Genomic DNA, 14611 nt, shown 5'->3' with positions numbered 1-14611 from the left:
TTTGTTTCGTTTCAAAATAACGTGAAACGACACTCAAACAGATAACGGCTGTGACCGGCTAAATTTGTAAATGTTCAATAAAAAAATTGAACATTTTATTTGCAACTCCAGGGCGACTTCAGCAGTTATATTCCTACGAAACCTCACAGCCAAGGGTTCCGTTCTCTGAAGGGTTGGCTACTTACTACTCCCTATCTTCGTTTTTTGTTTATATTACTCATATCATACCTATGTTCAATCAATCAGTCAATAATTTCTAGCTTTTTTGTTATATTATCATCATATCCAACTTTACCTTACTCATAAACATCTTATATACCCTATTTCCTATATAAGTCAGTACAAAGTGAAAAATATAGATTGAGATCACAAATTATTCAATCATAAATAATTGAAATGTGAGGTGATGTTGTGAGACAAACATGGTGGAAGCTAAGATTCACAATTAAAGGGGTACTTTTTCCTCTCATTTGCCTACAATTTTTCCGAACATTAATTATTCCAAATCCATTAGATGTTTTTATTTTATTTATTTTATTCCTCGTTTATTTAGCACTTCTTTTAAATATAGTTTAACTACGCCCACAAAAGTGAAGAAAAAACTAAGAAGCTTAAACCTATTACTTTTCGGGGACCCCAGAACTTTAATACTCTCACTAAAGTGAAGTGAAACATTAAAAACCAAAAATCGCCCTTTTGGTCCTGTAAAAGGATCAAAGGGCGATTTTTCATGTATGGAAAGTTCAATTTATTTTTTTTGAGGAATGTATATAACTTGACCAGCATGTACTTCCACTTGATTGTCAAAGCGATTGTATAGCAAAATTTCTCTAGGGTTTAATTCATATCTAGCAGCTATCGTTTCTATCGTCTCTTCTTTTTGAACTATACACATTCTAACTTTTTTAAACTTCTGAACTTCCTCTTCTTCAGCTAGAAAAAGCTTTTTCCATTCTAAACCATCTTCTCTAACATCTGCCGCATCTGTGTCTGCTTCTGCAATTTCAGTTGTGCTTCTATTTTCGTCTGAATTTTCTTGTTTATCTTTTTTATGTAGTAACTTTTTGAATTTATTCACAAACTGGTTGTCAGAAGATTCTTGATTAGAAGACTTTTTGCTTGAAAAAGCTAATTTGAACTTTGAAGGTTTGGTTTCTTCTTCTTGTAAAATGTTCTCCTCTGTTTCTTCAACGGCCTCAACATTTGTACTCTCTTCGACTGCTTCTACTTCATCTTGAACTTCCTCGGCCACCTTTTGTTTTTCAGCCTTTTTTAATTTTGATTTGATTGTCTTCTTTTCAGGTTCCTCTTTCAACTCTTCCTTAACTTCTTCTTTTGCTTCTTTTAAATCCTTCTTCACTTCTTTTTTCATTTCAATTTTCATTTCAATTTTTTTCTCAGAAACGGGTTTCTTCTCTTTTGGTGCTTCTTTTATCTCTTTAATGATTTCTTCTTTCATTTCTGTTTTTGGTTCTACAACAGGTTCTTCAATTTCTTCTACTGCTTCTAGTTCTTTCCTATTTTTCCCGCTCCCTTTTCCGATCTTCTCCAATAAAGGTTTGATTGGGTTAGGGATTTTGCTTTTTTCTTCTACTTTTTTTACTTTCTCTTCAACATCTTCGTTTACTTTGTCATTTATTTCTTCACTCGCGACATCGTTTACTTTTTCTTTCTTTTTTGCTGCTTCTTTTGGTTCTACTTTTGTTTCTTTTTTTAGTTCTATTTTCATTTCAACTTTTTTTTCTGCGACAGGCTTCTCTTTGCTTTTTTCCTTCACCAACTCTTTAATTGCTTCTTTTACTTCTTTCACTGGTTCTTCTTTTTTCTCAGCTGCTTTTACTTTTTCAACTTTCTCAATCGGCTGTTCTACTTCTACTTCTGCCATTTCAACAACAGGCTCCTCTTCTTTTCGAGGGGTTACAAAATTAGGAACATCCCCTTTTGCTGACATCGGGTTAAAATTTTGTGCCGTTGTTTCCTGCAAAAATGGCTCAGCTGTTTCACCACTCCATTCGGGTTTATCTTCGTTTGCATGGTGAACAAAAACCGTTTCTTCAACATTATTCCAATGCTCATCCTGATTCGATTGGACCTCTATTCCTACTAAAGATAAAACGCCTGATACATTTAAATTACGAGTAGAGAGCAAATCTATATCAAAATTTTCAATCTCAACACCAATTTCTTCCAAGCTATGAATACGATTTAATGGTAATGTTATATCAACTGGAATAAAGTGTTCTAGTATTCTTTTATTATTTTTGTTTCTAATACCGACATATTGTCCCGACAGTATTAATTTACCAACTAAGTTAGCTTGATCTCCTCTTGTTTCCAAATGTATATCTGGGATTAATTCAATATCGTCCAAATCTTGAATACCCTCAATATCTTCAGGTAGGTGTACTCTCTCAAAAATATCGAATCTTAATCCTTTTGGTTGATCATTCACAACATTTCCTCCCTTCAATAAAGTGAAGCTTTGTTTTTCCTCTAGAGAATCTTAGATGACCTTATCAGGTGAAAACAGGCTATTCTCTCTCCTTATGTTGAAGAGGAAGTCTTACAGCATGTATAACGTGATAAATCATCTCTCTGTAAATTTATATGGATAAAGAAGGATAACCATGACTACTTTTTATTGGATTCAAAATAGTGTAATTAAAAAATACCTTTGTTACCATTTGTAACCTTTTGTAATGGAAGTGTAACCCAAAAACAGGAAATTAATTTTATTATAAAATAAATCAGAACATCCAGAGTACACGATTTCCTTAATAAATAAAGTAATTGGAGAGGATGTATGAAATGAAAACAAAGAAGAGGTTAATTTTTTTGATTGCAGTATGGTCATGTTTTTTATTCATAATTGGATGCAAATCAGATGTAGAAAAAACAGGTGCAAATTCTGAAGATGAACAAAAAATCCAAGATGAAGGGTTAGAAATTCCAATAGATTCAAGATTTGTAGTTTCTGAAACAGCAAAGGCCAATACAACTTTGTCTGGTGATTCCACAGCAAAAGATCCACTTTCTGCTTTTAAATTCCATGGTGACTTAAACAATAATGCAGTATATAACTCTCCTTCTATTAGAGCCCCAAAAGATGTAAAGTGGGAGTTTCAATCCAATGATCTCATTGTATCTTCCCCTGCTGTTGTGAATGGGAGAGCTTTTTTTGGAAGTTACGACCGTCATTTTTATGCTGTAGATATAAAAGATGGGAGTGAAGTATGGAAATTTCAAGCAAACAGTGCCATTAGTTCATCCCCTGCTGTTTCAGAGAAACTCGTTTACTTTTCAGATGTTTCTGGGAACATCTATGCATTAGATGTAGAAACTGGACAGCAAAAATGGTTATATGAAACGATGGAATTATTTCCTGCTGAAATTGAACAATATGATTATTTTACTTCATCACCCACGATAATGGAGGATACAGTATACATTGGAGGTGGAGATTCTAGTCTTTACGCGATAGACAAAAAAACAGGCGAATTAAAGTGGAAGAAAAAAAGTGATAAAGAAAATGCAGTCATACGTACTACACCTGCGATTGTTGAAGATGTCCTATTTTATGCTGATTCAGTGAACAATAGTGGTTTTGTACGTGCAGTTGATCGTAACACAGGTGAAGAACTGTGGAATTTTAATGTGTATGGATTAGTGCAATCATCACCAGTTGTAGTGGATGGAACTGTTTATATAGGCACAAGAGACCCTCGCATTTATGCAATCAATGCCAATACAGGGGAATATAAATGGAGCTTCACCTTTGGAGGGTCTTGGAATCTTTCTACTGCCACAGTAGTAGAGGATACTGTTTATATCGGAAGCTCTGATTCTCATCGAGTCTACATTTTGGATGCTGAAACAGGGGATGAAAAATGGGTTCTGCCCACAGGTGATATTCATGCGATACACTCTTCGCCCATTTATGCTGATGGTGTTTTATATTTTGGAACAGGTGCAAATTATGAAGATGATATAGGGACTTTACGAGCAATTGATGTTAATACACATGAGGAATTATGGAGGTTCCAAACAGAAGATAAAATCATCTCATCACCAGTCATTCAAAACGGTGTCATTTATGTGACAAGTTTTGATGGAAAATTATATGCAATAGAGTAAATAAAAGAAATCATTAGCCTTATTCCCTATAAATCCACTTAAACAGGGTGGAATTAAGGAATAAGGCCTTCCATTTCCCCTGAATTTCCTCAAATTACGTGCTGAGACCGATATTAGTCACAACGATGTGACTAACATGGATCATCCTCTTTGAGTCTGATTTGATGCATCATTACCAGCTCAAGGATACGCTGGTGTCGATTTGGTCACAGGACTCGGGCTTTTCTACCATGTTATAACAGCCTAAATTTCTTATAAAGCTCAGAATCACTGAATGTTGTATAATAAACTAAATTATTTTTTCGAGCTAGAATAAACTTCCCTTCAATGTTCTTGAAATCAGAAGCAGGTATGACATGAATATCAAATAAAAGCTTGTTATTTTTGATAAAACGAACCTCTTTATTTTCATCACTAGTTTCAATATGAATCCCCTCTGTCCATTCATTTGGAAAATCAAATCGATACCCATACTCGATGCTGTCATAAATTTCATTGATTAGAATCATATCATCAACCCCATCCCACTGATAATAACGATGTGTAAGTAAATTTAAATTAAGTTCTTTATCATCATTATCAGGAATATAAGGAACACCTGCTTCAATAATACCATCATGATTCGTGTCTTCGCTGAGAATCATGTAAGATTTATATGTAGGATGAATGGGTTCCCAATCAAATACATAACTTAATTCTGTGCCATCAAAGAGAATATAATCTGTAAACCCTTCCTGATTCCCAAAAAATGTATCAATCACGATCGCTTTTTGATCTAAAGCAACGTAACCACTTATGACATTTAATGCATTCACTCTTGTATTTAACAATACATTATCCATTAAAACCATTTTATTGTTTGTATAATTAAATACAAACATCCCTGAAACATCATATTGATCAAATAAAATGGTTACTAATTCATCAACACCATCTTGGTTTAAATCATCTATCAACATATGGGTATAAGTGTTATTAAAAACTCGATTCAGTTTCTCAAGATCATATTGATAAACTGCTAGCCCTTTTCTAGCATCTTTACCATCATTTCTAAATGAAAATCCTGCAATTACGTCCAAAACCCCATCATTTGTAACATCTTTAATCTCCAGCTCATAAAGAGTATTGCCATCCCCTAGAAAGGTTTGAACCTTGGTCCATTCTCCATCTTTTTCTGAAAATAACAATCCTTTTACAATGGCGTGTTCATTTTCTTTATAAAATACAACTGCTTCCAACGTCCCATCCCTATCAAGATCCATTACCGTTTTCACATTTTGATGCTCTCCAGTGAGTGGTGTCATCAAAACCGCTTCACTGGAAAGATGAGATAGTATAGTTTGTTCTAAGCTAGCCATAGTGTTTACTAATCCAGGAGGTTTCATTAAAGATTCATTCGAAATCACAAGCTGACAACCTGAAAGGAAACACGTACATAATAAAATAATGATTCGTTTTTTCATAAGAATCTAACCTCCTATGACTACATGAACATATTTATCCAATTAGCTTTAGTTAGCTTCATTATAAAGGAAATAAATTCGAATAAGTAACAAATAGTTACAGAATTACTTCTTAGGGAGTGAAACTGTTACGGTAGTACCTTCATTTTTTTTGCTTTCAATATGAAGTGAACCTTGATGAAGTTCTATGATTTTTTGGCAAATCGCTAATCCTAATCCTGTTCCGCTTTGATTTGCATCCACTTGATAAAACATTTTTGTAACAGATGGCAGTTCAGAAGGATCAATACCTACTCCTTCATCACGAATATGAAATTTAACATTTTGCTCATTTTCTTCTATTTCTATAATAATTGTAGTTTCTTCTAAAGAATATTTAATCGCATTATCTAATAAGTTGATTAATACTTGTTTTAATCGGTTTTTATCTCCAATCATTAAAAGGTCCTGATCAAAATGAAACCTAATTTTCATATGCTTATCCTTCGTTTTTGTCTTCATTTGAAAAATGACATCCTTAAATAGTGCGGTTAGATTAAAGGGTTTCTCATTTAGTGTGAGGGAATTTGCTTGATATCTAGAAAAATCTAATAATTCCTCTACCAAACCTATCAATCTCTCCGTTTCATCTTGAATTGTATGCAATCCTTCCATTGTTTCTTGTTTATCTGATAAATCTCCCGACGAAATGGTTTCACTCCACCCTTTAATACTCGTTAATGGCGTTCTAATTTCATGAGAAATAGAAGATATAAACTCGTTTTTCATTTTTTCATTTTTAGTCAACTCATCTGCCATTGTATTAAAGGTTTTTGCCAATGTTCCGATCTCATCAATATAGGTTTCTTTAATTTTACTTTGAAAATTACCCTTTGCTATTTTCTCTGATGCTAGTGTTAGTTCATTAATTGGCTTTGCAATGGATTTAGCTAAAGTAATACTTACAAGAAATATGATGAATAAAATAATCAAACCAATACCGATAGAAACTGCATAAATGTTATATACCGTCTGATTTACATTTTCAAGCGATGTAATAAACCTGAGTACTGCAAATGGTTGTTCAGCTTCAAATAATGGTGTAGAAACTGCGACAACACTTTCATTTGTTAAGAAGTGATCACCTCTCCAGGAAGTTTCTACTCCATTCAAAGCTTGCATCACGTCATCCGTTTTAATCACCTCATCAAGCCCAATTCCACTTGAGGTTAATAAAACTCTACCTTGCCCATCTAATACTTGAAGTTCTGCTCCTTCATATGAAAATTGATCCTTAATTAATTGTAGACTGTCATCTAGATTATACGAATTTAAGCTCATGTAACGGTTCGCATAAGAAGAAGAAACCTGTGCATGATTTTTTAATATTTTTTCTACTCCATCATAGTAATAAAAATGAATAAAAGTTAGAAAAATTCCTTCTAGCAATGCAATGGTCAAAAATATGACTAGAATGTAATGAGTTACGATTCTTTTTTTTATGCCTGACATTATTCATCACCTGTCCATTGATACCCATAGCCCCATATTGTTTTTATAAATGTAGGTTGTGAGGGATCATCTTCAATTTTTTTCCTAAGTCTTCTGATGTTTACATCCACTATTTTAGCGTCTCCCACATAATCCAACCCCCAAATAACATCTAACAAATCGTTTCTACTAATAGGTTCTTTGTTTCCCATTAATATTTTCAATAGTTGAAACTCGGTTTGAGTAAGATCAATCAGATCCCCGCTTTTTTTTATCTTGTTGGTTTTTGGAAAAAGCTCGATTAACGGTGGATTCATGTTCTGCACCTCCACATTGATTCCACGTGAGGCAACATTTAATCTTCTTAGCAATGATTGTATTCTTGCAATAAGTGCTTTTGGACTAAAGGGTTTATTAATATAGTCATCCGCTCCTGACAATAACCCAGTGATATGATCTGACTCCTGTACTTTAGCAGTGAGCATGATAATCCCAATGTGCTCATTAAACTCACGAATTTTATCACACACTTCAAAACCATCGATTCCAGGCAGCATTACATCCAATAAAACAACATCTATATCTTTTTCTCTATTTACAATTTTAAGTGCTTCTTCACCGTTGTCTGTTTCACTAACATGAAAGCCATGTCTTTTTAAATTAATATGAATGAATCTGCGGATGCTTTTTTCATCTTCAACGATCAATATTTTACTCATGTTTCCACCACCTTTGTATTTAACCCTTCATTACAACAAATGAAAATTTCTGTGTAAGCTTTTGTTATCTACCGTTGTACAATACACATAAGTATCTGTTCGTGCTAATTCTATCATCCCTTCGAGTCTGTCCTCTTCTGATATTTGAATCACATAAATGTCAAACAAAAGACTTCCATCTACAGTATTAATAAATTTAATTTCTTTAAAGTCAAGGTTACTTTCAATGGTTACGTTCTGATGAGACCACGGAAAATCGAAACGATAACCATATTCATAGTTGTCATAACGCTCTTGTACAAATTCCAGTCCCATTTCTCCATCCCATTGATAAAAACTATCTATATACGGTGTATACGCATGTGCATCCTCATATCCAGCAGGTATTCTAGGTATCCCAATTTCAATAATTCCATCATGATTTATATCTCTACTATCCAACATAGTAGCCTTATAATTTGGGAGTTCTTCATCATTAAAAACACTTTTCAGCTTTAATCCGTCAAATAGAAGAATATTCGTATAAAGAGAGTGAGCTCCATATGCATTATCTATCACGATGCCTTTTTGGCCTTTAGTCACATAACCACTAAATGGATTAGCAGCAAATATTTTAGGATTAAGGGATATAGTATCTATAAATTTCATTTCATGGTTTACATAGTTGTAAACAGAACCTTCGTGTGAAGTATGATTCTCATCAAGGAGAAAAGTAGTGAGGTCCACTAGTCCATCCCCGTTTAAGTCATCTATCACTTTATTTGTGTATGAGGTATTAAAAATGCTACGGATCTTATCCTCATTATATTGATAAACCGACAGTCCTTTATTGAAATATGCATTATCTTTTGTAAAGGAGAACCCAGCTATAATTTCTAATCGGCCATCATTTGTTACATCTATAAAATCTAATTCGAAAAGTGCATCTCCATCCCCTTCAAAAGTCTGAAATGGATTCCATTCCCCATACATTTCTTTTAGCACCAATCCATGAACGTATGTTTCTTGATCTCTTGTATAAAATACAATAGCTTCAAGCAAACCATCCCCATCCAGATCTATCAAAGTATAGGAATTTGTGTATTTCCCTATTACTGCTTCTACAATTAAAGCATCACTTGGTATATAAGATTTTATCGCTTCATTAATCAAAGAAGCAGGCTTTGGAGGGGTAATCAAAGATTCATTAGTTTTAAAAACCTCACATCCAGAGATTAAAAAAGACACAAAGAGTATCACATATATTTTTCTCACAATACACCTCCATTCCCTTTCTCAATACAGCAATTGAAATCTTCTTTGTAAAGTTTTATCATTTACGGTAGTACAATAAACATAGTTTCCTTTTCGAGCTAACACTATTTTCCCTTCAAGTTGATCTCCTTTTTCTATAGGGATCACATAGATATCAAATAGCAGACTCTGATCTGCTGTACTGATAAATTGTATCTCTTTATAATCAAGATCACTCTCAATCGTCACGTTTTCTGGAATCCAAGGAAGTTCATATCGGTAATCATAGGCGTAATTAATATATCGTTCACTAACAAACTGTATTCCCTTGTCCCCATCCCAGCGATAATAACTATCTATGTAAGGTATATATCTATCATCAGTGTCTTCATATCCAACAGGAACACGAGGTATACCTATTTCTATGATTCCATCGTGATTAATGTCTTCGCTATTCAGCCTATACAACTTATCATTTATTTCCTGTTCCCCATTAAAAACACTCTTTAAGTTAGAACCATCAAATAACAGAATGTTTGTATAGGCTGTTTGCGTTTCACTAACTGCGTCAAGAACAATCCCTTTTTCTTGCTCTAAACTCACTAGGCCGCTGGTGATGTTGTAATATTCTATCATATTTGGTTTAAGTGTTAAGGAATCCACTAGCTTCATTTCAAGATTTACATAATTGAATACAGTAACCTTATTTGAAATGTGATTTTCATCTAAGAGAATAATCGTAATATCTTTCACACCATCTTCATTCACATCATCTATCACTTTGTATGTGTACGACGTATAAAAATTTCTTTTGATTTTGTATCCATCGTATTGATACATTACTAATCCTCTGACTTCATAAGCATCTGAAAATGAGAATCCAGCTATGATATCCAAGATTCCATCATTTGTAACATCAATAAAATCCAACTCATAAAGGGCATTACCATCTCCCTCAAAAGTTTGAACAATATCCCATTCTCCATCTTCTTCCTTTAAAACCATTCCTTGAACGCTAGCCTCCTTTTGCACAGTGTAAAATACAACAAGCTCAAAAAGGCCATCTTCATCAAGATCAATTAAAGAATAAGAATTTACATAATTACCTGTTGTAGCTTTAATTATAGAAGCATCACTAGGTAAAAAAGACTGAATCACTGTATTAATCTTAGAAACCGGTTTTGGAGGTTTCATCAATGATTCATTATTTTCAAAAGCAATACAACCAGATAATATAAACATCATAAATAATAAAATGTATACTTTTTTCATGATTCGCCTCCATGTAAGCAAGTTCTTCGTAACTTTAAATCCTCTTATAACAATTTAAACTTTTTGTGTAACTGTTTATCATCAATGGTTGTATAGTACACATAATGATTCGTTCTAGCTAATTCTATTTTCCCTTCCATTTTCTCTTCTTTTTCTGTGACCGGGACCACATAAATATCAAATAGAAGACTTTGATCTACTGTACTGATGAATTTAACATCTTGAAAATTCAAACTTCCTTCAATGGTTACGTTTTGTTGCCACTCCCATGGAAAGTCAAAACTATAATTTAAAGAAAAGCTAGCGTATCTTTCTGCTACAAATTGTAATCCAACTTCTCCATCCCACCGGTAATAACTTCCTAGATACGGAATAAACCATTCCTCTTGATTTTCATATCCATCAGGAACTCTTGGAAAACCAATTTCAATGATTCCATCATCATTCAAATCTTCGCTGTATATTCTAAATGACTTACCATTAGGTTCGTCTTCTTCATTAAAAACACTTGTTAAAGAAATACCGTCAAATAAAAGGATGTTCGTATAACCTGAATGCTGCCCATTTGCAATATCAAATACTATTCCTTTCTGCAAATCTTCAGTCACATAACCAGTAAGTAAGTTGTAATAACCCATAATATATGAACGTAGTGGTATAGCATCTATTAATAGCATTTCATCATTATCATAATTGTAAACAAAAGCTTCATTCCAGGAGTGTGCTTCATTAAGAAAAAATAAAACAAGATCCTGTACTCCGTCCTCGTTTAAATCATCAAGCACTTTATGAGTATAAGAAGTGTTTAAGATGTTTCTTATTTCATTTCCACTATTGTGAAAGACAGATAAACCTCTTTCGAAATATTGATTTGTAAAAGAGAAACCAGCTATAATATCCAGTAATCCATCGTTTGTTACATCAATAAAATCCAATTCATAAAGTGTATTCCCATCACCTTCAAACGTTTGAGCAACTTCCCATTTTCCGTTTATTTCTTCTAAGAGCAATCCTTGAACTATGCCTTCCTTGATCCCAGAATAGAATAGAATTGCCTCTAAAGTACCATTCCCATCTAAATCAATAATCGTAAAAGGATCTAGAAATTCACCCGTGTTTGCTTCTAATATAGTAGCATTACTAGGTACAAAAGCTTGAATAGCTTCCTTTATATTAAAAAAAGGTGCAGGAGGCTTCATTAAAGATTCATTTGTTTGGAATCCCTGACAACCTGAACTTATAAAAACCAATATGATTATAACGATTATGTATCTCACAAAATGCCTCCCTAAAATAGAACTTTTTTGTGTAACGATATTATACAATGAATACGGATTAAAGTAGTGACAAATGGTAACAAAAAATAACAAGACTTTTTCTATGTAATAGGATTGTTCATCTCTTATCATGTATGTTATAATTATTAAACCAATTTTTAACATCTAACCTCAAATAGTTTTACAAACACAATTAAAAACCCATTCTATGAGAACTCACCTTACCTTAAATATCATTTTCAAATCATTCTTTTTCAGAGCAGAACCTTGCATTTGCATCAATTTTTATTGAACTATGCTAATTTTGTACACATTTTTAGGTTATGACCGTGCCTTCGTTTTACTTTCATTCATATGATGAACAAGTAGTATCTTTTTACTCATAGTTAGAACAAAAACTCCTATCGGAGTCTCTCGGAGATGTTGCCGAATACTTCTGTAGATTCCGGGCCCCCCGAAAAGCACTAGGAATTATCTTCTCGAGTTTCTTCACTTTTTGGGGTGTAGGGTTGTTTTTGTTGAAACTTAGAATTTGTAATTTTATAAATTCATAAGTTATAAAAAATGAATAGGGAGGTTAAAAAAATGGACAAAGATTTTAAACTTATCCCATATAAAGTGGATAAAAAAAATGTGGATGTGAATGAAATTCCTCAAGGAGTTAGAATGATTCAAGCACCTGATGTTTGGGATCAAAGTGAAAAAGGAAAAGGCATTGTGATTGCGATTATTGACACAGGATGTGATAGAGACCACCCTGATTTAAAAGACCGAGTCATCGGGGGGAGAAATTTTACAAGTGATGATAATGGAAACCCTAATAAATTTAGCGATTATATCGGACATGGTACTCATGTAGCAGGAACAATAGCAGCAAGTATAAATGGGAGTGGGGTTGTCGGTGTTGCACCTGAGGCAAGTTTATTAATTTTAAAAGCTTTAGGTGGAAAATATGGCTCAGGAAGTTACGACTGGATTATTAATGCCATCAATTATGCAGTGGATAGAAATGTAGATATTATCTCCATGTCATTAGGAGGTCCACACAATATACCGGAGTTGCATCAAGCTGTACTGAATGCGGTTGAAAAAAATATATTAGTAGTTTGTGCAGCAGGAAATGAGGGAGATGGACGCTCCCATACAAATGAATATTCCTATCCTGGAAGTTATAATGAAGTGATTTCAGTTGGTGCCATCGATTTTCAAAAAAGATCTGCCTATTTTACAAATTCCAATAATGAAGTGGATGTAGTTGCACCAGGAGTAAACGTTATCTCAACATATCCTAGAGGGAAATTCACCGAATTAAGTGGTACTTCAATGGCCACTCCCCACGTATCAGGAGCATTAGCACTCTTAAAAAATATTAGTGAAAAAGAATTCGGCAGACATTTATCTGAAGCTGAGCTTTATGCACAATTAATAAAAAGAACCGTATCTGTAGGGTACCCGAAAACAATTGAAGGAAATGGACTAGTATCCCTAGCCTTACCTGATAGAATTTCAGGAATCTTGAGCCCTTTATGTATGATTAATACTTCTAATATTTCTTAAATAAACCATGTTGTAAGAAATAAAATTGACCACCCTTTGGGTGGCTTTTTTAATACTATAAAAAGTAGTTTGTTTGTTTTTATTGCTTCCACACATATCTCCCCGTTTTCATACAAGAATAATTTGTAATATAACTGTAATATTAATTTAATGCTGCTTTAAGGTTGTTTGTTTATAATAATAATTAATTAAACCCCCTTTAATTTTAATATAAATGAATGGCAAAGTATCTAATATTGATGCATTGCCATTTTTGTTTTAAAAAGTTTAAACTATTCACTTACTAATTCAAATTCACCAACAGACTTCTTAACACCATTAATAATAATAGCTACCTTATGCATGCCTGGATAATATTTTCGAGTTGTAATGAGTTTAAATGAATGGTTTCTATTTATAACTTCAATATTGCTAGTTAGTACACGTTCAGAAATTTTAAATACTTTTTTCGTTAATTCCCCATTAGATTTCATAAAATAAATCGCATATTCGATGCGAATCTTCTCTTCTGATTCTTTGTTTTTTTGAAGTTGGAATGAAAAGGATAGTGAATCTCCGATCTTTATGTTCTTAGTATGTATTTGAAAACCTACAACCTCTATATTCTTTGGATCACTGAATCCAAACATCAATAAAGCCCCTGTATCTCCAGCTTTTAATAACGTTCTTAGTGCATGTTTTACAACCCAATCTGTTTCTTTTGATTTTCCTAACCATCTTTTTGTTATTTCTAAAACCAACTTCGAATGATCCTTAGAAATATCATTTAGGTTGTTTGCAACACTTCTTCTTACATACTCTTCCGGATCATCTTTCAACAATTTCAATATTGGCAATATCAAGGTTGGATCTTTTTTAAAATCTGGCAAGGCCATAGCCCAAGGCAGCCTTGGTCTGCATCCTTCAGAAGCTAACCTTCGCACATGAAAATTTTCATGCTTTGCCCATTTTGTCATTGTTTTCATCATTTGTTCTTTGTTTTTCATAATAAATGGACGTACAGCAAATTCAGAGGAAGAATACTTAGTGAACTCCTCCAATGCTTTAATTGAAATATCCCAGTGATCTAAACCGTACATCTCAACATAATTTGGGAAAATCATGGATGCAAACCCAAATTTAAACGTTATATCTGGAGCTACACTCATTAAGATCTGTATAGCACTTTCATATTCCTGTGGTAACGTTTCATATAAACATTTCGTGACATGATGCATACGCTCTTTTAATTCGTATCCTTCCCACTCATCCATCCATACCTTTGACAAAAATAAATTTTTAGAAAAGCTTGAGTCATTTTTAGCGATTGTTTCTGTTAATTTCTCAAAAAAAACCTCATTAAATGTATTTTTAACTGGTTCCATTTTTACATCTTCCTCCCCAAAGATAAAGATAACTAAAAACTGATACAGATAGTCTAATGTCACTTTTATAATCATTAAAATATCCATTATGCAGGATATCTTATAATTTTAAAGTTGTCTTA

The 14611-nt window shown here is 33.2% G+C and carries 11 protein-coding genes and 1 other annotated feature (1 of these 12 only partly in view); of the genes, 3 read left to right on the top strand and 8 right to left on the bottom strand.

Features of this window, described 5'->3' with window-relative positions:
- Positions 1-207, bottom strand: a binding site (T-box leader) (it extends 36 nt beyond the left edge of the window).
- Between the two features lie 204 nt (positions 208-411).
- Positions 412-576, top strand: coding sequence for a YszA family small membrane protein (locus Q5Y73_RS25020; RefSeq protein WP_503366719.1), 165 nt, complete (start codon positions 412-414; stop codon positions 574-576).
- Between the two features lie 172 nt (positions 577-748).
- Here Q5Y73_RS25020 and Q5Y73_RS01200 read toward each other — a convergent pair whose 3' ends face one another.
- Positions 749-2452: a LysM peptidoglycan-binding domain-containing protein gene (locus Q5Y73_RS01200; RefSeq protein ID WP_305990023.1), complete on the bottom strand. Its 1704-nt coding sequence runs from the start codon at positions 2450-2452 to the stop codon at positions 749-751.
- 356 nt (positions 2453-2808) lie between these two features.
- Here Q5Y73_RS01200 and Q5Y73_RS01195 point away from each other — a divergent pair, with 356 nt between their 5' ends.
- Positions 2809-4134, top strand: a complete 1326-nt coding sequence (locus Q5Y73_RS01195) for an outer membrane protein assembly factor BamB family protein (RefSeq protein WP_305990022.1) — start codon at positions 2809-2811, stop codon at positions 4132-4134.
- 233 nt (positions 4135-4367) lie between these two features.
- Here Q5Y73_RS01195 and Q5Y73_RS01190 read toward each other — a convergent pair whose 3' ends face one another.
- The 6 genes from Q5Y73_RS01190 to Q5Y73_RS01165 form a co-directional block, all read right to left on the bottom strand.
- Complete coding sequence (locus tag Q5Y73_RS01190; RefSeq protein WP_305990021.1) at positions 4368-5597, bottom strand: hypothetical protein; 1230 nt, start codon at positions 5595-5597, stop codon at positions 4368-4370.
- A gap of 105 nt (positions 5598-5702) precedes the next feature.
- The gene (locus Q5Y73_RS01185; protein WP_305990020.1) at positions 5703-7088 is read right to left on the bottom strand and encodes a sensor histidine kinase; all 1386 of its coding nucleotides are present in this window, start codon (positions 7086-7088) and stop codon (positions 5703-5705) included.
- Complete coding sequence (locus Q5Y73_RS01180) at positions 7088-7786, bottom strand: response regulator transcription factor (RefSeq protein ID WP_305990019.1); 699 nt, start codon at positions 7784-7786, stop codon at positions 7088-7090. Before Q5Y73_RS01180 ends, Q5Y73_RS01185 begins: the two co-directional genes overlap by 1 nt.
- Positions 7787-7816: 30 nt before the next feature.
- Entirely contained in the window at positions 7817-9040 is a 1224-nt protein-coding gene (locus tag Q5Y73_RS01175) for a hypothetical protein (protein ID WP_305990018.1), read from the bottom strand.
- Positions 9041-9061: 21 nt separating this feature from the next.
- Positions 9062-10291 (bottom strand): hypothetical protein, encoded by a 1230-nt coding sequence (locus Q5Y73_RS01170; protein ID WP_305990017.1) that lies wholly within the window; start codon positions 10289-10291, stop codon positions 9062-9064.
- A gap of 44 nt (positions 10292-10335) precedes the next feature.
- Positions 10336-11568 carry a hypothetical protein gene (locus Q5Y73_RS01165; RefSeq protein WP_305990016.1) on the bottom strand — a complete coding sequence of 411 codons (1233 nt, stop codon included), beginning with the start codon at positions 11566-11568 and terminating at the stop codon, positions 10336-10338.
- A gap of 585 nt (positions 11569-12153) precedes the next feature.
- On the opposite strand from Q5Y73_RS01165, the gene Q5Y73_RS01160 reads away from it, so the two are divergent.
- Positions 12154-13125 carry a S8 family peptidase gene (locus Q5Y73_RS01160; protein WP_305990015.1) on the top strand — a complete coding sequence of 324 codons (972 nt, stop codon included), beginning with the start codon at positions 12154-12156 and terminating at the stop codon, positions 13123-13125.
- 272 nt (positions 13126-13397) lie between these two features.
- Here Q5Y73_RS01160 and Q5Y73_RS01155 read toward each other — a convergent pair whose 3' ends face one another.
- Positions 13398-14489, bottom strand: coding sequence for a DNA alkylation repair protein (locus tag Q5Y73_RS01155; RefSeq protein ID WP_305990014.1), 1092 nt, complete (start codon positions 14487-14489; stop codon positions 13398-13400).
- Positions 14490-14611: the final 122 nt, after the last annotated feature.

It is taken from the genome of Chengkuizengella axinellae (assembly GCF_030730905.1).
GTDB classification, from domain to species: Bacteria; Bacillota; Bacilli; order Paenibacillales; family KCTC-33759; genus Chengkuizengella; species Chengkuizengella axinellae.
The sequence above is the reverse complement of the archived record's forward strand: the minus strand, read 5'-3'. Positions and strand labels throughout refer to the sequence as shown.

Coding starts and splice junctions, on each gene's coding strand:
- Q5Y73_RS01160 (WP_305990015.1), top strand. CDS start 12,154: ATGGACAAAGATTTTAAACTTATCCCATATAAAGTGGATAAAAAAAAT.
- Q5Y73_RS01195 (WP_305990022.1), top strand. CDS start 2,809: ATGAAAACAAAGAAGAGGTTAATTTTTTTGATTGCAGTATGGTCATGT.
- Q5Y73_RS01180 (WP_305990019.1), bottom strand. CDS start 7,786: ATGAGTAAAATATTGATCGTTGAAGATGAAAAAAGCATCCGCAGATTC.
- Q5Y73_RS01190 (WP_305990021.1), bottom strand. CDS start 5,597: ATGAAAAAACGAATCATTATTTTATTATGTACGTGTTTCCTTTCAGGT.
- Q5Y73_RS01170 (WP_305990017.1), bottom strand. CDS start 10,291: ATGAAAAAAGTATACATTTTATTATTTATGATGTTTATATTATCTGGT.
- Q5Y73_RS01185 (WP_305990020.1), bottom strand. CDS start 7,088: ATGTCAGGCATAAAAAAAAGAATCGTAACTCATTACATTCTAGTCATA.
- Q5Y73_RS01155 (WP_305990014.1), bottom strand. CDS start 14,489: ATGGAACCAGTTAAAAATACATTTAATGAGGTTTTTTTTGAGAAATTA.